This window comes from Stenotrophomonas sp. CFBP8980 (genome assembly GCF_034046095.1).
GTDB classification, from domain to species: Bacteria; Pseudomonadota; Gammaproteobacteria; order Xanthomonadales; family Xanthomonadaceae; genus Stenotrophomonas; species Stenotrophomonas lacuserhaii.
Window position 1 is genome coordinate 1,164,174 of the sequence record NZ_JAXCXF010000001.1, and the last position, 23,264, is coordinate 1,187,437.

The following is a 23,264-nucleotide window of genomic DNA, read 5'->3' on the forward strand; positions in this document are numbered from 1 at the left end:
CCAGCCGCCCGCGCGACCCTGCCGCCCCCATGACCCGGTAGCGCCGAGCCACGCTCGGCGGAATCCCCCCGCAGGCCAACATCCTCGCCGCCCCCTACACCGGTAGCGCCGAGCCACGCTCGGCGGGATCCCCCCGCAGGCCAACATCCCCGCCGGCCCCCGGAAACCCCATACCGCCAAACCCCGCTCGCCCGGCCCCCACACAGGCAGAACCCGACCCCGCACGACCCAATCCCACCCGAGTCCAGCGCCCGTCCAGTGGTAACATGGGGCGTTCTGCAATCCCCCCAATTCACTGGGGCGGTCCCGCGCCGGCGCCCCCAAGGCCCGCCCGGACCGTCCCCGGACAACGGAAGAACACTCCTATGGCGCGTGGCATCAACAAAGTCATCCTGGTCGGCAACCTCGGCAACGACCCGGATGTGAAGTACACCCAAGGCGGCATGGCCATCACCCGTATCAGTCTGGCCACCACCAGCGTCCGCAAGGACAAGGATGGCAACCAGCAGGAGCGGACCGAATGGCACCGCGTGGTGTTCTTCGGCAAGCTCGGCGAAATCGCAGGTGAATACCTGCGCAAGGGCAGCTCGGTGTACGTCGAAGGCAGCCTGCGTTACGACAAGTACACCGGCCAGGATGGTGTGGAAAAGTATTCCACCGACATCATTGCCGATGAAATGCAGATGCTCGGCGGCCGCGGTGAAGGCGGCGGCGGCGGTGGCGGAGCAGGTGGCGGTGGCGGTGGCGGTGGCAATTACGGCGGTGATCGTCCGCAGCGCCAGCAGGCCCCGCGCCAGGAATACGGCGGCGGTGGTGGCGGCGGTCAGCGCCAAGGCGGCCAGGGCGGCCAGGGCGGCGGCTACGGCCAGCAGCGTCCGCAGCAGCAGCCGCAGCAGGCGCCGCCGATGGACGACTTCGCTGACGACGATATTCCGTTCTGACGGAGAGTCTGCTGCCAGCTTTCAAGACGTTTCAGAAAGCCTCGTTTCGACGGGGCTTTTTTGTGTCCGACGGGCCTGCCAAAGGGGCACGACACACCACGCATTGTGCCCCGCATCACGTATTTTCGTGCACTGCGTCTTGCAAAAAAACGACGGCCCGGCCTATGGTGCAATCGATTGCATTTCGATGAATCGTTGCGTTTGATACCGGTTGGGAGGCCGGAAAGCAGATGCCCAGCCATCCGACTGGATCGATCCAAGGCCGAGTGCTGACGCGACGGGATGCGCTGCGCATGGCCATCGCTGGCAGCGTCGGCCTGGGCACTGCCGCCGTTCTGCCCGCGCGCGCCGCAGACACCGCCACCTCACTCAAAGGCAACCTCAAGCACTCCGTCGCCCGCTGGACCTTCCCACAACAGTCGGTCGCCCAGCTCTGCCAGACGGTCAAGGACCTCGGCTTTTCCGCCATCGATCTGGTCGGCCCGAACGACTGGCCCACGCTGAAGGCCCATGGCGTGGACAGCTCCATGTGCAACGGCGCGGAGATCAGCCTGGAAAAGGGCTTCGCCGACCGCCGGTTCCACGATGAACTGGTGGCGCGCTACACGCGACACATCGACCTGGTGGCCGATGCCGGTTATCGCAACCTGATCTGTTTTTCCGGCAACCGCAACGGCATGGACCCCCAGCAGGGCATGGCGCATGCCGAGGCTGGCCTCAAGCGCATCCTCGGGCATGCCGAGAAGCGCGGCGTAGTGCTGGTGATGGAGCTGCTGAACTCCAGGGTCGATCATCCTGATTATCTGTGCGACCACTCCGCCTGGGGCGTGGATCTGTGCCAGCGGATCGGTTCGGCGCATTTCGGCCTGCTTTACGACATTTACCACATGCAGATCATGGAGGGCGACATCATCGCCACCATCGGCAGGCATCACGCATATTTCAAGCATTACCACACCGCAGGCGTGCCTGGCCGACACGAGATAGGAGACCAGCAGGAACTGCATTACCCCGCCATCTGTCGCGCGATCCGCGACACCGGCTTCGATGGGTATCTGGCGCAGGAATTCATGCCTGCAGCGCCCGATCCCGTTGGCTCGCTGCGCGAGGCGATACGCCTCTGCGACGTCTGAAACGATATCCACCAAGGTGAAGCAGAACCCATGGCAGACAATCATTACGACGCGATCGTCGTCGGCTCCGGAATCAGTGGCGGTTGGGCGGCAAAGGAACTGACCGAAAAAGGCCTCAAGGTGCTGATGCTCGAACGCGGACGCAACATCGAGCACGTCAAGGGCTATGTCAACGCGATGAAGGAGGCATGGGATTTCCCGCATCGCAACCGGCCCACGCAGGCGATGAAGGCGGACTTCCCGGTGCTGATGCGTGATTACGGCCTTGCCGAGAATCTCGAGGGCATGTGGGCCAACGAGAAAGACTCGCCTTACATCGAGACCAAACGGTTCGACTGGTTCCGCGGGTATCACGTGGGTGGTCGCTCGCTGATGTGGGGCCGGCAGAGTTATCGCCTTTCGGACCTGGATTTCGAGGCGAACCTGAAGGATGGCATCGCCACCGACTGGCCGATCCGTTACGCCGACATTGCGCCCTGGTATGACCACGTGGAGAAGTTCGCCGGGATCGCCGGTACGCGCGAGGGGCTGGACGTATTGCCGGACGGTGAGTTCCTGCCGCCGATCCCGTTGAACATCGTCGAGAAGGACGTGGCTGCGCGGATCAAGCAGGCCTTCGGCGGCACGCGCCACATGATCCACTCGCGCACCGCGAACATCACCCAGCCCAAGGTCGAACAGGGCCGAGTCAATTGCCAGTACCGCAACAAGTGCATCCTGGGCTGTCCGTTCGGCGCGTATTTCTCGACCCAGTCGGCGACGCTGCCGGCGGCGATGAAGACCGGCAACCTGACCTTGCGGCCGTTCTCGATCGTCAAGGAAGTGCTGTACGACAAGGACCGCAAGCGGGCGCGCGGCGTGGAGATAATAGACGCCGAGAACGGACAGACCTACCAGTACACCGCCAACGTCATCTTCCTAAATGCCTCCTCGTTCAACTCGACCTGGCTGCTGATGAACTCGGCCACCGATGTCTGGGAAGGCGGGCTGGGGTCTTCGTCCGGCGAGCTTGGGCACAACGTGATGGACCACCATTTCGGCGCGGGGGCCTCCGGCCGGGTCGAAGGCTACGATGACAAGTACTACTTCGGTCGCCGCCCCTGCGGCTTCTACGTCCCGCGTTTCCGCAACGTCCTCACCGATGACAAACGTGGCTATTCCCGCGGTTTCGGTTACCAGGGGGGTGCAAGCCGCAACGGCTGGTCGCGCGAGATCGCCGAAATGAACATCGGCGCCGATCTGAAGGACGCGCTGACCGTGCCGGGCGACTGGCGCATCGGCATGACCGGGTTCGGAGAAATGCTGCCGCACCATGACAATACGATCCGCCTGGACAGCGACAAGAAAGACAAGTGGGGGCTGCCGGTGCTGGCGATGGACGTGTCCCTGCGCGCGAATGAAACGGCGATGCGCAAGGACATGGCCGCAGACGCCGCCGAGATGCTGGAGGCCGCCGGGGTGAAGGACGTGAAGATGCACGACAACGACTACGCCCCGGGCAAGGGCATCCACGAAATGGGGACCGCGCGCATGGGCCGTGAGCGCAGGAATTCGGTGCTGAACCAGCACAACCAGGTCTGGGACGCGCCCAATGTCTATGTCACCGACGGCGCCTGCATGACCTCCAGCGCCTGCGTGAATCCTTCGCTGACCTACATGGCCCTGACCGCGCGTGCTGCCGACCACGCGGTGCGTGAACTGAAAGCGGGGAACCTCTGATGGACCGCCGCGAACTGCTGAAGATGATCGTTGCCGCCACCGGTGCGGCGATGGTCGGCCTGCCTGCGCTGGCCAACGGACAGGTGCCTGCCGCGGGGTCGAAGAGCGCCTTCTCCGCCGCCGATGTCGCCACGCTGGACGAGATCGCTGAGACCATCCTTCCGCGCACCGGCACGCCGGGGGCCAAGGACGCCGGCGCGGGTGCGTTCATGGCGACGTTTGTCAGCGACTGCTACACCGCCGAGCAGCAGGCGGCGTTCCGCGCCGGCCTGGTTGATATCGACAAACGCGCCGGTGGCCGCTTCGTGGCGCTCACCGCGCAGGACCGCACCGAACTGCTGCGCACGCTGGATGCGGAGGCCAGGAAACGCATTGTCGAGGTGGACGACACGGGCACCGCAGAAGCCGCCGCCGCGGTGCCGCACTACTTCACGATGTTCAAGCAATTGACCATCTTCGGCTTCTTCACCTCGAAAATCGGCGCGACCGAAGTCTTGAAGTACGTCGCCGTACCGGGCCGTTATGAGGGCGACGTCGCCTATGTTCCCGGCACGCCCGCATGGGGGACCAGCTGATGAAGAACACGATGACCAGCCCCCTGCTGGCTGCCGCCTGCCTGCTGGCAACCGCGCCTGTGTTCGCGCAGGCCAGCGGCGACCCCGCGCGGGATCCGACCAGGACCGAGGTCTGGAAACCGGTGCCTGCGAGCGTGGCCACCCCCACCGGCGGCGCGCCCTCCGATGCCATCGTGCTGTTCGACGGCAGGGATGTTTCCGCGTGGGAATCCGAGCAGGGTGGACGCGTGCCGTGGCGCGTCGACGATGGCGCCATGACGGTGGTGCCGGGCAGCAAAGGCATCCGCACCCGGCAGCGGTTCTGCGATATGCAGTTGCACGTTGAATGGCGCTCGCCCAGCGCAACGGCCGGTTTCGAGGGCCAGGACCGCGGCAACAGCGGCATCTTCCTGCAGGAGTTGTACGAACTGCAGGTGCTGGACAGTTACAACAACCCGACCTACGCCAACGGCCAGGCCGGCTCGATCTACAAGCAGGCGATGCCGCTGGTGAATGCCTCGCGGCCGCCGGGCCAGTGGCAGGTCTACGACATCATCTGGAAGGCGCCGCGCTTCTCGCAGGGCGGCGGGCTGACCTCGCCCGCGCGCATCACCGTGCTGCACAACGGCGTGTTGGTGCAGGACGATACCGTGCTGGCGGGCAGGACCGAGTACATCGGTGCCCCCTCGTATGCGCCGCATGACTGCGCGCCGATCTCACTGCAGGAGCACGATTCCGCAGTCAGCTACCGCAACATCTGGGTGCGCGAACTGTAACCGCACGGCGCCATCCCGGCGCCGCGATTCTACTTCGCAAGGAAGCTCGTGATGTCGTCGATCTCCTGTTGGGAGAGCTGCGAAAAGGGTGGCATCAGGCCGCCGCCCTTGCTGATCTTTTCCTTGATCTGCGCCGGCTGCAGGCGCTTTCCGACGTCGGTGAGCGCAGGGAACGCGCCCGGCATGCCCGCGCGATCGGCGCCGTGGCAGGCCGTGCAGTGAGTTGCATAGAGCTGCGCGCCGGCGGCGGGGTCGTCCTTGGACCACGCCGCGTTCGCAAAGGTCGCCGCCGATAGAACCACGGCGGTTGTCAGGATCTTGTTCAAGTGGGTTTCCTTGGCGTGCTAGCGCGGTGCGCTGGCTGGCAGGGTGGCGGTCAGGTGGTTGCGCAGATAGTCCGCGCCGGTCTGGATGATGGCGGCCGGATCGCGCGGATGGTCGTGCTCGACGATGTACCACTGCACGCCGGCGGCTGCCGCAGCGGGCAGGATCGTGTTCCAGTCCAGCACGCCCTGGCCGACCGCCGCGAAACCGCCTTCGTCCTCGGCCTGGCCCTTGGGCGCATTGTCCTTGGCGTGCACCGCGAACACCCGGCCGCGGAATTTCCCGAGCATGAGCGCCGGGTCATGGCCGGCACGCGCTACCCAGGCCAGGTCCAGCTCGGTCTGCAGATCGGGCCCGGCCGCGGCGAACAGCAGCTCCAGGCCGGTGGTGCCGTCGAAATCGACCAGTTCGAAATCGTGGTTGTGGTAAGCCATGCGCATTCCCTGGGACCGCGCCCGCTTGGCGAGGCGGCCCAGTTCCTGGCCGAGCGCGGTCCAGCCGACGGCGTCCGTCGGGCGGTCCTTCTCGTCCAGGTACGGGACCACCAGCGTCGTGTTGCCGATCGAGCGGTTGAAGGCGATCACGCTGTCCAGGTCGTTGCGCAGCTCTGCCAGCTGCACGTGCGAGGACACCGCCTTGATCGCATACCGGTCCAGCAGCTGCTTGAGTTCGGCTGCGGTTACGTTCTGCGTGCCGACGGTCTCCACCGCATGCACCCCGGCGTCGTGGACGATCTTCAACTGCTGGTCCAGCGTGCCGGCGTCGCGCAGCGTATACATCTGCACCGCGATGGGCTTCTGCGGGGCGGTGGCTTCGCCGGCGAAGGCGGGCAGGACAGCGCACAACAGCAGAACGAGAGGGGCGGTGCGTGCAGCGATGTTCATCAACAGATCCTCCGGGGATTCAACCGATGGGGGTCCAGGCGCGCGTCCTGGCCGATGCGATGACGCGGTCGACGATCAACGCCGAGCGCAGGCCGTCTTCGAAGGTGGGCAGGCCCTGCGGTTGCTCGCCTTCGATGGCCCGATAGGTGTCGGCGACAAAGGCTTCGAAACAGGTGCCATAGCCCTGCGCGTGGCCGGCCGGCAAGGCCGACAGCCGGCGTTGTTCGGCAGTGCCGGCACCCGGCCCACGCACGAAGATTTCTTCGCGCTGGTCGGGCAGGCCGATCCACAGCCGCTCGGCATCTTCCTGGTTGAATGCCACGCTCGCCTTGGCGCCATCGATCTCGAACCAGAGACGATTGTGGCGGCCTGCCGAGACCTGGCTGACCGTCAGCGAGGCGAGGGCGCCGGCGCTGGTCCTGAACATCGCCGCGGCCACGTCTTCGCTCGCGACCGGCTGCATCGCGCCGCCCGCCGCCGGCGTGCTGAAGCTCTGCCCGGTCAGGGTGCCGCGCTCGCCTATCACGGTGGCGAACGCCGCGCTTACGTCGACGAACCGCTCGCCGCCGACCCACTCCACCAGGTCGCACCAGTGGGAGCCGATGTCGGCGAACACGCGTGACGCCCCGCCCAGTGCCGGGTCCACGCGCCAGTTGTTGCTGGCCGGATCCAGCAGCCAGTCCTGCAGGTAGCTGCCGTGGATCAGGTGCAGTGGGCCCAGTTCGCCCTGGGCGATGCGCGCGCGGGCCTCGCGCACCACCGGGTGGTAGCGGTAGACGAAGGGCACCGTGGCGACCAGCCCGGTCGAGGCGGCCAGTGCTGCCAAGGCCTGTGCGTCTTCCAGCGTGGTCGCCAGCGGTTTCTCGCAGATCACGTGCTTGCCCGCTTCCAGTGCCGCCTGCGCCATGCCGCGGTGCAGATGGTTGGGCGTGCAGACGTGCACCACCTGGACCTGCGGATCAGCGAGGACTTCGTCGATATCGCGGTAGGCGCGCGGGACATTCCACGACTGCGCCACCTCGCGTGCGCGCTGCGGCGATGAGGCGGCCACGCCGCGTACCGTGGCGCCGGCGAGGAGGGCCGCGCGACGGTGCACTGCGCCGATCATGCCGGTGCCGACAATGGCGATTCCAAGCGTGCGCATCTGTGGTCCTCAGGGTGTGGAAGGGGCGGCGGCGACCACCGGCCGGTCGCGGAACAGCAGCAGGAAGGCGACCAGCACGACCAGCGCCACGCCTGCGGGGAACAGCCAGATCTTCTGCCAGTCCGGTCCGGCTGCGGTGGTGTAGTGCTCCACCACCGCGCCGGACAGGAACGTGCCGATCAACATGCCCACGCCGTAGGTGGCCAGGGTGATGAAGCCCTGTGCGCTGCTGCGCGCGGCGGGGCCGGCATGCGCATCGGTGTAGATCTGGCCGGTGACGAAGAAGAAGTCGTAGCAGATGCCATGCAGCACGATGCCGATCACCAGCAGGGAGAAGCCGCCGCCTGCATCGCCGAAGGCGAACATGACGTAGCGCAGCACCCACGCGGCCATGCCCACGGCCAGCATCGCCTTGACGCCCAGCCGCACGAACAGGAACGGCATCGCCAGCATCAGCAGCACTTCGGATACCTGGCCCAGCGATTGCAGGCCCGCCGCGCCGCGCACGCCGAGGTCGTTGAGGTAGGGGTTGGTGAAGTTGTAGTAGAACGCCAGCGGGATGCAGATGGCGATGGAAGCCAGGAAGAACACCAGGTAGGAGCGCGACTTCAGCAGCCGCAGCGAATCCAGCCCCAGGATCTGCCCCAGCCCGGCGTCGCGTTGCCGGGCCAGCGGTGGTGTGTGCGGCAGGGTGAAGGCATACAGGCCCAGTGCCACCGAGGCGATCGCCGCCATCTGGAAGGTCAGCTCGAGACGATGCGCCTGCTCCCAGCCCAGCCAGCCGATCAGCACGCCCGCCACGATCCAGCCGACGCTGCCGGCGACACGCACGAGCGGAAACTGCTTTTCAGGCGATTGCATGTGCCGCATCGCCACGCTGTTGGCCAGCGCCAGGGTCGGCATGAACAGCAGCATGTAGCCCATGACGCAGGCGGAGAACGTGCCGAAGTCGGTCGCCGTGGAGGCCATCCACATCAGCACCGCGCCGGCAAGGTGCAGCACCGCGAGGATGCGCTGCGCAGCGAAGTAGCGGTCGGCGACCAGGCCGACCAGGAAGGGCGCCACGATGGCGCCGATCGACTGGCTGAGGAAGGCCGTCGCCACCTGGCTGGCGCTGGCCTGCAGCGGGCCCTGCACCAGGTACGTGCCCAGGGTCACGAACCATGCGCCCCAGATGAAGAACTGCAGGAACATCATCGCGCCCAAGCGCGACATGGCGTACGTCATGGCTACCCCTCCCAGGGCGGTGATGGCTCAGATCCCCAGCATGCGATGCAGTGACTGCGTATCCACGCCGGTGTCGGCGAAGTCGTCGAAGGCACGCTCGGTCACGCGGATGATGTGGTCGCCGATGAAGGCAGCGCCCTCCCGTGCGCCGTCTTCCGCGTGCTTCAGGCAGCACTCCCACTCCAGCACCGCCCAGCCCGGGAAATCGTACTGGGCGAACTTCGAGAAAATCGCCTTGAAGTCGATCTGGCCGTCGCCGAGCGAGCGGAACCGCCCGGGACGATCGATCCAGTCCTGGTAGCCGCCATACACGCCACTGCGCGCGCTGGGGCGAAACTCCGCGTCCTTGACATGGAAGATGCCGATGCGCGCGTGATAGCGGTCGATGAACCCGAGGTAGTCGATCTGCTGCAGCAGCAGGTGACTGGGGTCGTACAGGATTTTCGCGCGCGGATGGTGGTCCACCACGTCGAGGAAGCGCTCGAAGGTCGCGCCGTCGTGCAGGTCCTCGCCCGGGTGGATTTCGAAGCACAGGTCCACCCCGCAGGCATCGAAGGCATCCAGGATGGGACGCCAGCGGCGGCCGAGTTCGGCGAAGGCTTCTTCCACCAGCCCGGGCGGGCGTTGCGGCCAGGGATAGAAGTAGGGCCAGGCCAGCGCGCCGGAGAACGTGGCATGCGCCGTCAGTCCCAGGCGCTGGCTGGCCTTGGCGGCCAGCATCAGCTGCTCCACCGCCCAGACCTGGCGGGCGGCCGGGTCACCGCGCTTTTCTGGCGGTGCGAAGCCGTCGAACAGGCTGTCGTAGGCGGGATGGACGGCGACCAGTTGCCCTTGCAGGTGGGTGGACAGCTCGGTGATCTCTACGCCCTGCGCGGCCAGTGTGCCGGCGATGTCATCGCAGTACGCCTGGCTGCGCGCAGCCTCGGCCAGATCGAACAGACGGGGATCGCTGGTGGGTACCTGCAGGCCACGATAGCCCAGCCCTGCCGCCCATCCGGCCATGGTGTCCAGCCGGTTGAAGGGCGGTGTGTCGCCGATGAACTGCGCCAGGAACAGCGCGGGACCTTTGACCGTCTTCAAGGTGATTCGCCCTCGATGCAATCGATTGCATTATCCTAGCAGGGCCTCCTGGAAGAGCTGTTGTGCAGTGCACAGCGCAACCGAAGACCAAAAACCATGGCCACTATCTACGACATCGCAAAACACGTCGGCGTCTCCGCTGGAACGGTTTCGCGCGCGCTGTCCCGTCCGGACAAGGTCCTGCCGACCACGCGCAGCCGCATCGAACAGGCCGCCGCCGCACTGGGCTACGTGCCCAACACGGTGGCCAGGACGTTGAAAACCCAGCGCAGCGGCAAGATCCTGGTCACTGTTCCGGACATCGCCAATCCGTTCTTCGCGCAGATCCTGCAGGGCGCGGAGGACGCCGCGCAGGCGGTCGGCTACGCCGTGCTGCTGGGCGACACGCAGCATCAGCCCGATCGCGAGGAGCGCTATGCGCAGATGCTCCGCCGCAACGAGGCCGACGGCCTGATCGTGCTGGGCCATCGCCTGCCGCCGACGGCGCGCGCGATCGTGCAGCAGCGGGGCGCCGCCGCGCCGGTGGTGAATGGCTGCGAGTTCGATCCCGCGTTGGGCATCCCCAGCGTCCACATCGATAACGCGGCCGCTGCACGGGCGGTGATGGAACACCTGTATGCACTGGGCCACGAGCGGATCGCCGTCATCGGCGGGCCGCCCGATAATCCGCTGCACCAGCAACGGCTGGAAGGCGTGCGGGCGGCCGGCAAGGCGCGCGGCCGTCTGCACCAACTTGTCGTCGAGCCTGGCGACTTTTCGGTGGAATCCGGCCATGCCGCGGCGCTGGCGCTGTTGGCCCGCACGCCCGCTCCCACGGCGATCTTCTGCGTCAGCGACCAGATGGCGCTGGGCGCGCTGGCGGCTTGCCGGGACCTGGGCGTCCGCGTGCCGGATGACCTGTCCATCGTGGGCTTCGACGACCTTGCCTCGTCCCGCTACCTGACGCCGGCGTTGACGACTGTCAGGCAACCGATGCGGGAAATCGGCGCCTGCGCGGTCAGTCTGTTGCTGGCCATCATCGAAGGTCGGGATGTGCCACTTCAGCAGACGCTGGATTTCAGCCTGATGGTGCGCGGCTCGACGGGTGGGCCAAGGAAGTGATGACGGCGCGGCGATGACCCGGCAGGCGCGATGCCTGCCGGATCCCGTTGTCGGCATCACGCCACGGCGCGCTCAGGCATCGCAGCGCACGCCGACTTCATCGAATGCGATCACCACGTCTTCTACCGGGTAATCCAGGTCCCGTGCGGCGGCAATGACGCCACAGGCGCCGCTTTCGAACGTGCTGCTCGGTGTCCAGTAGTTCTGGTTGGCCGTGGCCATCACAATGAACGCCTGTCGGGTATCCCAGCCCTCGCGGTGCGAAAGCAGGTAAAAGGCCCTGTTGTAGACGCCGGACGAGTAATGATTGTTCGTGCCCGGACGGAAATCGCGCGCATGCCCGATCGACCTGCCGTCACGCGTCGGGTCTTCGAAGTAGCGAAGCGCCGCGTCTCGCTTGATGATCCCGGCACCCACCAGGAAGTCGTTTTTGCCTTTCAGGTAGTACTCGGCGGCTTCGCCTGCCATATCCGAGAACGCCTCGTTCATGCCGCCGGAGTGCAGTGCGTTGTAGATCAACCCGGAGTTCTGTTCGGTGAAACCATGGGAGACCTCATGGGCGACCACATCCAGAGAGACCAGTGGATAGAACATGTTCTGCCCATCGCCGAAGGACATGACGCGGCCGTTCCATGTCGCGTTCTCGTAATTGCGCGAGTAGTGGACCTGAAGCTTCAGCTGGAACCGCAGCGGTGCGGTGTCCAGCCAGTCGCGGTACATGTCGAACACAGTGCCGCCGGCTGCGTGCGCGTCGTTCAATGGGGAGTAGGCGCCATTGATGGCTTTGACTGTGTTCTGCGGGCAGCTGAAGCTGTGTGCTGCCGTGACCGCGCCTGATCCGCCGTGGTTGAGGTTGATGGTTTTTACGTTGTCGTTCTCCAGCCTGCACGTCGCGCCGTCAGTGGTGACGTCAAGGTGGGGCGCATTCGCGCCGTAGGCGATCTGTCCGGTCTTCTCGTTGCCACCCGGGCCGATACCGATCTTCGCCGTGGCCAGGCCCTCCCATTGCTCCAGCACGTTGCCGTCCATCGCATCGACGATGGTGAAAGGGCGGGTGGCTGGCTGGTGCTCGCCCTCGGCCAGGAAATCCACCACCCATGCCAGCCGTGCCACCGCGTGTGCATCGAGATGGATCATCAGTCGCTGGTTCTGGTTCTGTATCCGCATGCCGCCGGCGCGCATCCCGGGGGCACTGGCTTTGGCGATGTCCGCAGCACGCGCGCCTTCGATGCGGGGTGCCACATCGGGAACCTCGGCCTGCAGCGAGGCGACCGCCGTGCCGAACAGGCTCCGCACCTGGCCCGTGGCAGCGGTGGCGACCACCACATGTTCACCGAATACCGGTACGCCGTGATGCAACTGTTCGAAGCGCTGATGCTGCACGCCGTTGCGGTCGACGTGGCTGGACAGCAGTCGCAAGCTGGAACCGGCATCGAGCCCGAGCACCGACGGAAGTCCAGTGGTCCCGGTGTTGCCGCGGGCCAACGCCGGGGTCGCCGCGAGATCGAGCCGATGCAGGACAATGCGCTCGGCGGCCGCCGCAGGCACGGCCAGCAACGCGGCGGAACACAGGGTAAGGGACAGCAGGCTGCGGGATGGCAGGTGGATCATGGGTGGCACTCCTCGCTGGATGGATGCCGGAGCGGTAGCCCTGCAGGAAGATCGGGCTTTCACGGGAGTTACCGCCGACGAGGTCACCGTGGTGCGGGGCGAGCGCCGCAGCAACGGCGGCGGATGCGACGGCGGGGCCTGCGCGGCCCCGTGCCAGGTGGGATCGGCCTCCACGCCTGGCGTGATTCTCGTTTCTCCTTACCCTCGTGTACTTGAGTGCCTGACCCTTGTGGCAATAAATCCGTAGGTGCTGCTGGGTATGGGGGAGGGCAGGAAAGGCAAGCACGCAGGACGCAGACCATGCTGCGGTGCAACTTTTCATTTGTAGTATTATTTGATTAATTGCAATCCAGGCCGTTGGCCGTGTCGCACCGCCTCCGAACTATGGAATCGTGGTGCCGTTGGAGTTCCTTGGCGTGGAGCGTGGATTGCATGGTGATGCTGGAAAACGCCCATGGGCTACGGGCAGAGATCGCACAGCGCGGCGCCGCCCTGGCGGCCATGTGGGTGCCGGACCGTGACGGGCAGTTCGCAGACGTGGTGCTGGGCCATGCCGAGCAGCGCCAGCGGACGTCGGATCGGTCCTTCTTTGGTGCCAGCATCGGCCGGGTAGCGGGACGCATCAGCACGGCCGGCTTCCTGCTCGAGGGCCAGCATCATCCGCTCGATTCAGTCGATGGCCTCACCACCCACCATGGCGGACCCGACGGATTCGATGCCCGTGACTGGCAATGGCTGGGCGTGCGCCGTGACCGGGCGCGGCTGCAACTGGTCAGCCCGCATGGCGACCAGGGCTTCCCGGGCGCGCTGACGGTCACCGTGGACTATCGGCTGGATGACACTGACACCCTGCACGTGGACTACGCCGCCACCTGCGACCGCCCCACGGTGGTCAACCTGACCCATCATCCGTTCTGGAACCTCGCCGGCGAAGGGGCGGGCGCGGTGGACGCACATCTTCTGACACTGCCTGCATCGCGCATGGTGGCGCTGAGCGCAGCGCTCACGCCCACCGGACAACGGCCAGAGGTGGCCGGCAGCGCGTTCGACTTCCGCCGCGCGCGGTTGATCGGCGAGGCGCTGTCCGTCACTGGCGATCCGCAGTTGCAGCTCGCCGGCGGCCTGGATCATTACTGGATTCTCGATGCCCCGGCAGACGCCGGCGTGCGCCCGGCGGCGCGCCTGCATGACCCGCATTCCGGCCGCGTGCTGGACGTGCTGAGCGACCAGGCAGGCGTGCAGGTGTATTCGGGAAACTTCCTGGATGGCAGCCTGCAGGGGGCATCGGGCAGGCCATATCACGCACACGCGGCCATCTGCATTGAACCGCAGGCCTATCCCGATGCGATGAACCAGCCCGCCTTGCCGGACATCACGTTGCAGCCCGGTGCGGTCTACCGCAACCGCATCCGTTATCGCTTCAGCAAGGACACCCCATGAATGCAGTGACTGACCCCGCACAGCGGCTGGCCGGCAAGGTGGCGATCGTCACCGGTGCCGCCAACGGCATCGGCCGTGCCATCGCCGGACTGTTCCAGGCGCACGGTGCCATCGTGGCCGGCTACGACCAGTCCGCGCCCTGCGCTGAGGACGCGGTGTGTGCGCTCTTCCAGCAGGGCGATGTCAGTGATGCCGATGCGGTGGCGGCCTTCGTGGAACGTGTGGTGTCCGCCCACGGCCGCGTGGATGTGCTGGTCAGCAATGCCGGCATGGATGTGTTTTCCGCGCCGCTGGAGCTGTCTTCGCAGACCTGGCAACGCAACCTGGACGTCAACCTCGGCGGCCACTGGAACTTCGCCCGCGCCGTGCTGCCCTGCATGCTGGCGCAGGGCCGCGGATCGGTGGTCAACATCGCCTCGGTGCACGGCCATCGCATCATCCAGGGCGCCTTCCCGTACAACGTGGCCAAGCACGCCTTGATCGGCCTGACCAAGGCGCTCGGGTTGGAGTACGCCGACAAGGGCATCCGGTTCAACTCCATATCGCCCGGGCTGATCCTGGTGGACCGCATCGAACGCTGGTTCGAATCACAGCCCGATCCTGCCCAGGCACGCCTGGAACAGGAAGCACTGCTGCCACCCAAACGTATCGGCGAAGCGTCGGAAGTCGCGCAGACCGCGTTGTTCCTGGCCAGTGACGAAGCCCGTTTCATCAATGCCGCCGACATCCTGATCGATGGCGGCCGCAGCCAACTCTATTACTGAGCCCGCCATGACCCATTCCCCGCTTCCGCTGATCGCCATCCTGCGCGGCATCACCCCGGCCGAGGTGCGCGCGCACGTGCGCGTGTTGATCGATGCCGGCATCACCCAGATCGAAATACCCACCAACTCGCCGGACTGGCTGGGCAGCGTGCAGCTGGCCCTGCAGGAAGCCGACGGCCACGCCGAGGTGGGCGCCGGCACGGTGCTGGACATCGCCGATGTGGACCGCCTGGCGGACAGCGGCGCGCGGCTGATGGTGACGCCGAACACCGACCCGGTGGTGATCGCGCATGCACGTTCGCGTGGACTGGATATCGCCGCCGGGTTTGCCACCGCCAGCGAGGCCTTCGCGGCCTTGGCCGCCGGTGCGCAGCGTTTGAAGCTTTTCCCCGCGGCACATTTTGGCCCTGCCTATGTGCGTGCGCTGAAGGCCGTACTGCCGGTAGACGTGCCACTGTATGCGGTAGGGGGCATCGGGACGGACAACCTGGCCGCGTTCCTGCAGGCCGGCTGCGCCGGCGCCGGGCTGGGCGGTGAGCTGTATCGCCCGGGCCAGGATGCAGCCACCACGGCGGGCCATGCGGACGCCTTCGTTGCTGCCCTGCGGAGTGCGAACGCATGAAGATCACCCGCCTGAGCACCTACCGCGTGGCGCCACGCTGGATGTTCCTGAAGATCGAGACCGATGAAGGCGTGATTGGATGGGGAGAGCCGGTCATCGAAGGCCGTGCGCGCACGGTCGAAGCCGCCGTGCACGAGTTGGGCGAGCAGTTGATCGGCAAGGATCCGGCGCGTATCAACGACCATTGGCAGGTGATGTATCGCGGCGGTTTCTACCGCGGCGGTGCGGTGTTCATGAGCGCGCTGGCCGGCATCGACCAGGCGCTGTGGGACATCAAGGGCAAGACGCTCGGCGTGCCGGTGTACCAGCTGCTGGGTGGGCTGGTGCGTGACCGCATGAAGACCTATTGCTGGGTGGGCGGTGACCGGCCGGCCGATATCATCGAACAGATCCGGGCACGCGTGGCGCTGGGCTATGACACCTTCAAGCTCAACGCCTGCGAAGAGATGCCCTTGCTGGCGCCCAGCCGCACCATCGATGCGGCGGTGGCCAAGGTGGCCGAGATACGCGAGGCGTTCGGGCAGAGCATCGAATTCGGGCTGGATTTCCACGGTCGCGTCGGCTGGCCGATGGCCAAGACGCTGATCCGCGAACTGGAGCCGTACCGCCCGTTGTTCATCGAAGAACCGGTGCTGGCCGAACAGGCCGAATACTACCCGCGGCTGGCCGAACACACCGCCATTCCGCTGGCAGCCGGCGAACGGATGTTCTCGCGTACCGAGTTCAAGAGCGTGTTCGCCGGCGGCGGCCTGTCGATCGTGCAGCCGGACCTGTCGCATGCCGGCGGCATCACCGAATGCATGAAGATCGGCGCGATGGCCGAAGCCCATGACGTGGCATTGGCGCCGCATTGCCCGCTCGGGCCGGTGGCACTCGCGGCATGCCTGCACGTGGATTTCGCCAGCTGGAATGCAGTGCTGCAGGAACAGAGCATCGGCATCCATTACAACGCCGATGGCGAGCTGCTGGACTACGTCAGGAACAAGGACGCCTTCACCATGCACGGCGGTTCGATCCTGCCCTTTACCCTGCCGGGGCTGGGCGTGGAGATCGACGAAGCGGTGGTGATCGAACGCGCGCGCCGCGCCGGTGAGTGGCGCAATCCACTGTGGCGGCACGAAGACGGGAGCGTGGCCGAATGGTAAGCATGGGCGAGGGCCGGACCCTGCCGACCGCCGCGCTGGCGTTCGACAGCCATTGCACGCTGGGCGAAAGCATTGTCTGGTGCGCGCGCGAACGGGTGCTGTGGTGGACCGACATCAAGGGCCGGCGCATCTGGCGCGGCAGCCCGGACGCGGGCAGTACCCAGTGGTGGAGCACGCCGGGGCGGGTAGGTTCGCTGGCGCTGTGTGAGTCAGGCCGGTTGCTGCTGGGGATGGAAGACGCACTGTACCTCGGTGATCCCACCCGCCACGCTGCCGGTACCGGTCTGTCCTGTGACCACCTGGTCGACGTGCCGATGGAGGGGGCGGCCATGCGCATCAACGATGGCCGCCTGGACCGGAGCGGCAACTTTGTCTTCGGCTGCATCAACGAAGATCCCGCGCATGCGCGGACGGCGCGCTTCCACCAGTACTCGCTCAGGCAGGGCCTGCGTGCGCTGGCCCTGGAGCCGGTGGCCATCGCCAACGGGATCTGTTTCGATCCCGATGGGCGGGGCATGTATTACTGCGACTCGCTGCAGGGACGGATCATGCACGTCGGCTACGACGCAGCCACGGCCACGGTCAGCGAGCCACGCGTGTTCGCGGTCATCGAAGGCGGGGCCGAGCCGGACGGTGCCGTCGTGGATGCCGATGGACGGGTGTGGGGTGCGCAATGGGCCGCGGGGCAGGTGGTGCGTTACGCCGCCGCCGGTGAGGTCGAACTGCGCGTGCCGGTGCCTGCATCGCAACCGACCTGCGTGGCGTTTGCCGGCGAGGATCTGGGCACGTTGTATGTCACCTCCGCACGGGATGGGCTGGATGCTGCCGCACTGCACGCGCTGCCGACCAGCGGAGGTGTGTTCACGGCCGTGCTGGATGGCGTGCGTGGCCTGCCTGACGTCCGGTTCGCAGACGCATGATCGCCATCGACTGGGGTAGCTCCAGCCTGCGCGCGTTCCGCCTGGACCGCGACGGGCAGACGGTGGACAGCCGTCGCTCCGACCAGGGGCTGTTGAACGCCAATGGACGATTTGCCGAGGTGCTGGAGGCACTGATCCACGGCTGGGACGATGCGCTGGTGGTGATGGCGGGGATGGTGGGCAGCCGCCAGGGCTGGAGGGAGGTGCCTTATGTGCAGGCCCCGGCGGGGCTGCATGAGATCGCGGCGGGAATGCAGCGATTGAACGACGCTGCCATCGAGCGCGAACTGTGGCTGGTGCCGGGCCTCAGCTGCGTGGACGTGCACGGCGTACCGGACGTCATGCGCGGCGAAGAGACCCAGCTGTGCGCGTTGCTGCCGGTGCTGGGGCCGGGCACGCATCCTGTCGTGCTGCCGGGTACCCACAGCAAGCACGCGCAGGTGGTGGACGGGCGCATCCAACAGTTCAGCACCTACATGACCGGTGAGCTGTTCGCGGTACTGCGCCAGCACAGCCTGCTCGGCCGGATGATGGTGGACGCGCCGCATGATGCGGCCGCCTTTGCCGAGGGCGTGGCGATGGCCGCGCGCGATGGCAGCTTGTTGCACCAGCTGTTCAGCGTGCGCACCCGGGCGCTGTTCGACCAGTTGCAGCCTGCGCAGCTGGCCAGCTATCTGTCCGGCCTGTTGATCGGCAGTGAACTGCAGGCCATCGATGCCGAGGGTGGGCCGCTGCACGTGATGGCCTCCGATGGCCTGGCCGATGCCTATGTTTGCGCACTGGCGCTGCAGGGACGGGCGGCAACGCGGCATGCCGAAGACAGCGTGGCGCAGGGTCTGTACCTGCTTGCCCGTGCACGTGAGCTGCCGATGTAAGCGCAAGCCAGGCGCAACGGTTACTTCTTTCCACTCCGAACGCCGGTGACAGATCCCGGCACCCGCCTCAAGGAAGCAGGACATGCAACTTTCGGTGCTCGATACCTCCATCGTACTGGTCTACCTGGCTGCTGTATTCGTGCTGGCGCAGTGGGTTTCGCGGGAAAAGGCCGGCCACACCAAGAATGCCAAGGACTATTTCCTGGCCAGCAAGTCGCTGCCGTGGTGGGCGGTGGGCGCTTCGCTGATCGCTGCCAACATCTCCGCCGAGCAGATCATCGGCATGTCCGGTTCCGGCTATGCCATCGGCCTGGCCATTGCCTCCTACGAGTGGATGGCCGCCTTGACCCTGCTGATCGTCGGCAAGTGGTTCCTGCCGATCTTCCTGCGCAATGGCATCTACACCATGCCGCAGTTCCTGGAGCAACGTTACGGCACCCGCATCCGCACGCTGATGGCGGTGTTCTGGCTGGGGCTGTATGTGTTCGTCAACGTCACCTCCATCCTGTGGCTGGGGGCGATCGCGGTCAGCCAGGTCACTGGCATGGACCAGATGCTGGCGGTGGTGTTGATCGGCGTGTTCGCGCTGCTGTACCAGCTCTACGGCGGCCTGAAGGCGGTGGCGCTGACCGACATCGTGCAGGTGTCGCTGCTGGTGCTGGGCGGGCTGCTGGTGACCGGGCTGACCTTGAGCCAGCTGGGCGAGGGCGCCGGCATCGTGGCCGGGTTCCATCGCCTCTGGGAGGCGCATCCGGGCCACTTCGAGATGATCCTCAGCAAGGACAATCCGTTCTACAAGGACCTGCCAGGCATCAGCGTGCTGATCGGTGGGCTGTGGATCATGAACATCAGCTACTGGGGCTTCAACCAGTACATCATCCAGCGCGCATTGGCCGCCAAGGACATCGGCGAGGCGCAGAAGGGCGTACTGTTCGCTGCTTTCCTGAAGCTGCTGATGCCGGTCATCGTGGTGGTGCCGGGCATCGCCGCGGTGATGCTGGCGCCGGGCCTGGACGCGCCGGACCAGGCCTATCCGACCATGATGCGGTTGCTGCCTACCGGCATCCTCGGGCTGGTGTTCGCTGCACTGGTGGCGGCGATCGTGGCCTCGCTCGCGTCCAAGATCAATTCGGTGGCGACCATCTTCACCCTGGATTTCTACGCCCAGCGCAAGGGCCCGCATGAGCAGGCCACGCTGGTACGCGTGGGCCGCCTCGCCGCCGTGGTCACGGTGGTGCTGGGCATCCTGGCAGCCAAGCCGTTGCTGGGCAGCTTCGACCAGGCCTTCCAGTACATCCAGGAATACACCGGCTTCTTCACCCCGGGCATCGTGGTGATCTTCCTGCTGGGCCTGTTCTGGAAGCGGGCCAACGAAGCCGGTGCGCTGGCGGCGGCGGTGGGCTCGTTCGTGCTGTCGATCGTACTGAAGCTGGCGTGGCCTTCCTTGCCGTTCATTGATCGTGTCGGCCTGGTGTTCCTGCTGGCACTGCTGCTGGCGGTAGGCGTATCGCTGGCCACGCCTGCCGCGCCGGCCAAGGACGTGGTGCGCACCGACGACGTGGTGTACGCAACACGCACGTCCTTCAACGTGGGGGCCATGGCGGTCGTCGCGATCCTGGTTGCCCTGTACACCCTGTTCTGGTGAGGAGAGAGAGCATGACCTGCAAGACCCTGCTTGCCGTCGCCCTGGCGTTGGCTCCGTTGTCCGGCATCGCCGCCGAGCCCCGCGAAGACCTGCAACCCAGCGGACGCTTCAGCGTGTATGGACATGGCGCCGCTGCGACGCCGCCGATGGGCTGGAACCCGTGGAATGCGTTCCGTACCGAAGTCACCCAGGACAAGATCCTGTCGGTGGCAGAGACCATCAAGCGCAATGGCATGCAGCAGGCCGGCTACCGCTACATCAACATCGACGACGGCTGGTGGCTGCAGCGCCGCGCCGACGGCGGCATCCAGATCCGCACCAGCATGTTCCCGATGGCGGCCAGCCGCAGCGGTGTGCCCAGCCTGCGGCCGTGGACCGACCACCTGCATGCGATGGGCTTCAAGGCCGGCCTGTATACCGATGTGGGGCGCAATGCGTGCTCGCAGGCACATGATGCGCACAGCCCGAATCTTCCGGTCGGCACGACAGCGCAGCGCGAGATCGGCCTGGAGGGCTTCGAGGCCAGCGACCTGGCCACGATGTTCGGGGAATGGGGGTTCGACTACATCAAGGTCGACGCTTGTGGATTGGCTGATTTCGGCCAGGGCAGCAAGGCGTTGGCGAGCGCGACCTACCGCGAAGGGCGTCCGTTGATCGTGCGTGCCGATGCCCAGGCCACCGATGCGGACAAGGTCGAAGGCGCGTATGCGCGGGTCGGCAGGCTGCTGGCACAGGTCAACCCGGACAACGATTTCGTGCTGTCGATCTGCCCATGGGGAGAAGCCGGCGTGGGCAACTGGGGCGGCCGCCACGGCAACCTGTGGCGCACCAGCCCGGACATCGAAATGACCTGGGAAAGCATGCTGCACAACTTCGATACTGCATCGCGCCGGGAACTGTATGCCGGTCCGGGGCGCTGGAATGATCCGGACATGCTGGCGGTGGGACTGGGCGAATTCGGTGCCGACCACATGACCGAAGCGCGCACGCATTTTTCGATATGGGCCATCCTGGCGGCGCCGCTGCTGGTGGGCTTCGACCTGAACCATGCCACCCCGGCGCAGGTGGCGTTGCTGTCCAATCCGGAGGTGATCGCAATGAACCAGGATCCGGCCGGCAACCAGGGCCGGATCGTCGCCAGCGAGGGACCGCTGCAGGTGCTGGTCAAGCCGTTGTCCGCCCGCGGCGAACGCGGCGTGCTGTTGTTCAACCGGGGCGAAGCAACGGTGGAGGCACGGGTCACCGCCGCGCAGATGCTGCTCAGCGACGCCGCCCCGATCCGGGCGCGTGATCTGTGGGAACAACGCGACGTCACAGCCACCGACGGCGGGATGGCATTCACCCTGCCAGCCCACGGCGCGGTGCTGTTGAAGGTCAGCGGCACGCCCGATACGAGCGAGGGCACATCACTGGGGGAGATCACCGGCCGCATCCATGTGGCGGTGGACGGCCTGCCCGGTTACAGCGCCCGGCCGGCCGAGGTATCGGGTACCCCGCGGGTGGACCGCACACCGCAGGGCGGGCCGCTGCGCATCGCCGGCACGGCGTACGCGCGGGGTATCGGCATCCACGCCAATTCGCGCTTGGAGGTGCTTGCGTCAAGCCATTACAAGCGCTTCACCGCGCTGGCGGGCGTGGATGACAGTGCGGCGGCTGCGTCCGGCACCGTGGTGTTCAAGGTCTACGGGGACGGCAAGCCGTTGTTCACCAGCGCGCCGGTGCGACGCGGGCAGGCGCCGGCACGGATCGAGGTAGCCGTGCAGGGCGTGCAGGTGCTGGAACTGGTGGCCGAAGCGGCGACCGTGGGAGAAGGCGCCCGCACGCCGGTGGTGGCCTGGGCCGGCGCGACGCTGCAGTGATGGCAGGCCTGCAGGGGGCGCGTAGGGGGTCGGTCTATACTTGCGCCATGCAACCCCCACGCGCCCCCGACCAGGTCTGGACATGATGGCGACATCCAGTCGTAGCCTGCATGGGCAGATCGTGCACGAGCTCGGCAAGCTGATCGTGGCCGGCCAGTACAAGCCCGGGGAAATACTGCCGCGCGAAGAACTGCTGTCCGCGCAGCTGCAGGTCAGCCGCACCGCGCTGCGCGAATCGCTGCGTGTACTGGGTTCCAAGGGGCTGATCGAAACCCGCCAGAAGATCGGCACGCGGGTACGCGAGGCCGAACACTGGAACCTGCTGGATCCGGACGTGCTGTCCTGGCACGGCGCGGCGTTGCCCACGCTGGAGTTCGTCGAACAACTGGCCGAGATGCGTGAACTGATCGAGCCGCCAGCGGCCGCCTTGGCCGCGCAGCGGCGTACCGATGCGCAGTTGGCGCGTATCGGCCAAGCGTATGAGGCGATGGCGGCGGCAGAGGACATGGAGGCCTGGGCAGCGGCAGATCTGCGCTTCCACCACGCCGTGCTGGACGCGACCGGCAATGCGCTGCTGCGACCGTTGTTCAGCGTGATCGAAACCGCACTGGGCAGTTACCTGTTGCTGTCCGCGCGCAAGGCCGATGCGGACTTCAAGTATTCGCTGCCGCGGCATGCGCGCGTGCATGAGGCCATCGCGGCGCAGCAGCCCGAGCAGGCCCGGCAGGCGATGCTGGAAATGATTGCCGATTCCCGCAGCAACCTGCGCAGGCAGGCGCCGTCTCCATGAACTGCACGATTCCGCCCGCGGTGGCACTGGATGCGATCCATACCGGACGCGCGGTCCCCTATACGCGTCCGGGAAGCTGCAGCGCGATCGCCAAAGTACCGGTCAGCGGGCCGGTGCGTATCCATGCCGAAGGCATCGAAGGTGATGAACAGGGCGATCGCCGGGTGCATGGCGGTCCGGAAAAAGCGATCCATCATTATCCGTTCGATCACTACGCGTTCTGGCGCGGGGCGCACCGGCATCCATTGCTGGACGGGAGCGGCGCCTTCGGCGAGAACTTCTCCAGCACGGGCTGGACCGAAGACACGATCCACCTGGCCGATGTGATCCGGGTCGGCACGGCCACGCTGCAGGTGTCGCAGGGGCGGCAGCCGTGCTGGAAGCTCAACGACCGCTTCGGCCTGCCGGACGTGGCGCGCAGCATGCAGTCCAGCGGCCGCACCGGGTGGTATTACCGGGTGCTGGAGGGTGGCCAGGTGGCACCGGGTGATGCGATGACCGTGGTGGAGCGGCAGTGCCCGGACTGGTCGTTGCGCCGGCTCGGCCATGTGCTGTTCGACCGTACCCTGGAGCGCAGCGTGCTGGAGGAAGCCAGCCAACTGCCGCTGACGGCATCATGGAAGAAGCTGCTGTCCAACCGGCTGCAGCGCAACGAAGTGGAATCCTGGCATTCAAGGTTGCAGGGACCGGAGCCCGGGTAGCGCCGAAGC

At 66.4% G+C, this 23,264-nt stretch carries 22 protein-coding genes; 16 read left to right on the forward strand and 6 right to left on the reverse strand.

Annotated elements, in window-relative coordinates; translation table 11 throughout:
* The first annotated feature begins 365 nt into the window (after positions 1-365).
* The 5 genes from SOM47_RS05145 (at position 366) to SOM47_RS05165 (ending at position 5,123) form a co-directional block, all read left to right on the forward strand.
* Positions 366-941, forward strand: a complete 576-nt coding sequence (locus SOM47_RS05145; protein WP_320504940.1) for a single-stranded DNA-binding protein — start codon at positions 366-368, stop codon at positions 939-941.
* Between the two features lie 293 nt (positions 942-1,234).
* A complete protein-coding gene (locus SOM47_RS05150; RefSeq protein WP_042612718.1) occupies positions 1,235-2,074 on the forward strand; it encodes a TIM barrel protein in 840 nt (279 codons plus the stop codon).
* 30 nt (positions 2,075-2,104) lie between these two features.
* Complete coding sequence (locus SOM47_RS05155; protein ID WP_320504941.1) at positions 2,105-3,793, forward strand: GMC oxidoreductase; 1,689 nt, start codon at positions 2,105-2,107, stop codon at positions 3,791-3,793.
* Entirely contained in the window at positions 3,793-4,368 is a 576-nt protein-coding gene (locus SOM47_RS05160) for a gluconate 2-dehydrogenase subunit 3 family protein (RefSeq protein ID WP_320504942.1), read from the forward strand. Before SOM47_RS05155 ends, SOM47_RS05160 begins: the two co-directional genes overlap by 1 nt.
* An 11-nt stretch (positions 4,369-4,379) precedes the next feature.
* The gene (locus SOM47_RS05165; RefSeq protein ID WP_320504943.1) at positions 4,380-5,123 is read left to right on the forward strand and encodes a 3-keto-disaccharide hydrolase; all 744 of its coding nucleotides are present in this window, start codon (positions 4,380-4,382) and stop codon (positions 5,121-5,123) included.
* Positions 5,124-5,152: 29 nt separating this feature from the next.
* On the opposite strand, the gene SOM47_RS05170 is transcribed toward SOM47_RS05165, so the two are convergent.
* The 5 genes from SOM47_RS05170 to SOM47_RS05190 are packed head-to-tail and all read right to left on the reverse strand — an operon-like array spanning position 5,153 to position 9,782.
* Complete coding sequence (locus tag SOM47_RS05170) at positions 5,153-5,449, reverse strand: c-type cytochrome (RefSeq protein WP_042612413.1); 297 nt, start codon at positions 5,447-5,449, stop codon at positions 5,153-5,155.
* An 18-nt stretch (positions 5,450-5,467) separates the two neighbouring features.
* Positions 5,468-6,331, reverse strand: a complete 864-nt coding sequence (locus tag SOM47_RS05175) for a sugar phosphate isomerase/epimerase family protein (RefSeq protein ID WP_042612414.1) — start codon at positions 6,329-6,331, stop codon at positions 5,468-5,470.
* A 19-nt stretch (positions 6,332-6,350) separates the two neighbouring features.
* The gene (locus tag SOM47_RS05180; protein WP_042612415.1) at positions 6,351-7,475 is read right to left on the reverse strand and encodes a Gfo/Idh/MocA family protein; all 1,125 of its coding nucleotides are present in this window, start codon (positions 7,473-7,475) and stop codon (positions 6,351-6,353) included.
* 9 nt (positions 7,476-7,484) lie between these two features.
* Positions 7,485-8,702, reverse strand: coding sequence for a nucleoside permease (locus tag SOM47_RS05185; protein WP_042612416.1), 1,218 nt, complete (start codon positions 8,700-8,702; stop codon positions 7,485-7,487).
* Between the two features lie 27 nt (positions 8,703-8,729).
* Positions 8,730-9,782: a sugar phosphate isomerase/epimerase family protein gene (locus SOM47_RS05190; RefSeq protein WP_320504944.1), complete on the reverse strand. Its 1,053-nt coding sequence runs from the start codon at positions 9,780-9,782 to the stop codon at positions 8,730-8,732.
* Between the two features lie 96 nt (positions 9,783-9,878).
* On the opposite strand from SOM47_RS05190, the gene SOM47_RS05195 reads away from it, so the two are divergent.
* A complete protein-coding gene (locus tag SOM47_RS05195; protein ID WP_042612418.1) occupies positions 9,879-10,883 on the forward strand; it encodes a LacI family DNA-binding transcriptional regulator in 1,005 nt (334 codons plus the stop codon).
* 72 nt (positions 10,884-10,955) lie between these two features.
* On the opposite strand, the gene SOM47_RS05200 is transcribed toward SOM47_RS05195, so the two are convergent.
* Positions 10,956-12,608 carry a M4 family metallopeptidase gene (locus SOM47_RS05200; RefSeq protein ID WP_320504945.1) on the reverse strand — a complete coding sequence of 551 codons (1,653 nt, stop codon included), beginning with the start codon at positions 12,606-12,608 and terminating at the stop codon, positions 10,956-10,958.
* A gap of 324 nt (positions 12,609-12,932) precedes the next feature.
* Between SOM47_RS05200 and SOM47_RS05205 the strand changes: the two genes are divergently transcribed.
* The 10 genes from SOM47_RS05205 (at position 12,933) to SOM47_RS05250 (ending at position 23,255) form a co-directional block, all read left to right on the forward strand.
* Positions 12,933-13,934 carry an aldose epimerase family protein gene (locus SOM47_RS05205; protein ID WP_320505063.1) on the forward strand — a complete coding sequence of 334 codons (1,002 nt, stop codon included), beginning with the start codon at positions 12,933-12,935 and terminating at the stop codon, positions 13,932-13,934.
* Entirely contained in the window at positions 13,931-14,698 is a 768-nt protein-coding gene (locus SOM47_RS05210; RefSeq protein WP_042612421.1) for an SDR family oxidoreductase, read from the forward strand. Before SOM47_RS05205 ends, SOM47_RS05210 begins: the two co-directional genes overlap by 4 nt.
* Positions 14,699-14,705: 7 nt before the next feature.
* Positions 14,706-15,320, forward strand: a complete 615-nt coding sequence (locus SOM47_RS05215; RefSeq protein WP_042612422.1) for a 2-dehydro-3-deoxy-6-phosphogalactonate aldolase — start codon at positions 14,706-14,708, stop codon at positions 15,318-15,320.
* The gene (gene dgoD, locus SOM47_RS05220; protein WP_042612423.1) at positions 15,317-16,465 is read left to right on the forward strand and encodes a galactonate dehydratase; all 1,149 of its coding nucleotides are present in this window, start codon (positions 15,317-15,319) and stop codon (positions 16,463-16,465) included. Before SOM47_RS05215 ends, dgoD begins: the two co-directional genes overlap by 4 nt.
* Positions 16,466-16,467: 2 nt before the next feature.
* The gene (locus tag SOM47_RS05225; RefSeq protein ID WP_052811783.1) at positions 16,468-17,385 is read left to right on the forward strand and encodes an SMP-30/gluconolactonase/LRE family protein; all 918 of its coding nucleotides are present in this window, start codon (positions 16,468-16,470) and stop codon (positions 17,383-17,385) included.
* Positions 17,382-18,260 (forward strand): 2-dehydro-3-deoxygalactonokinase, encoded by an 879-nt coding sequence (locus SOM47_RS05230; protein WP_042612425.1) that lies wholly within the window; start codon positions 17,382-17,384, stop codon positions 18,258-18,260. Before SOM47_RS05225 ends, SOM47_RS05230 begins: the two co-directional genes overlap by 4 nt.
* Before the next feature lie 82 nt (positions 18,261-18,342).
* Positions 18,343-19,905 (forward strand): sodium/sugar symporter, encoded by a 1,563-nt coding sequence (locus SOM47_RS05235; RefSeq protein ID WP_320504946.1) that lies wholly within the window; start codon positions 18,343-18,345, stop codon positions 19,903-19,905.
* Between the two features lie 11 nt (positions 19,906-19,916).
* The gene (locus tag SOM47_RS05240; RefSeq protein WP_320504947.1) at positions 19,917-21,764 is read left to right on the forward strand and encodes an NPCBM/NEW2 domain-containing protein; all 1,848 of its coding nucleotides are present in this window, start codon (positions 19,917-19,919) and stop codon (positions 21,762-21,764) included.
* Between the two features lie 82 nt (positions 21,765-21,846).
* A complete protein-coding gene (locus SOM47_RS05245; RefSeq protein WP_042612428.1) occupies positions 21,847-22,554 on the forward strand; it encodes a FadR/GntR family transcriptional regulator in 708 nt (235 codons plus the stop codon).
* Positions 22,551-23,255 (forward strand): MOSC domain-containing protein, encoded by a 705-nt coding sequence (locus SOM47_RS05250; protein ID WP_320504948.1) that lies wholly within the window; start codon positions 22,551-22,553, stop codon positions 23,253-23,255. The genes SOM47_RS05245 and SOM47_RS05250 overlap by 4 nt, the downstream gene beginning before the upstream one ends.
* The last annotated feature ends 9 nt before the right edge of the window (positions 23,256-23,264 follow it).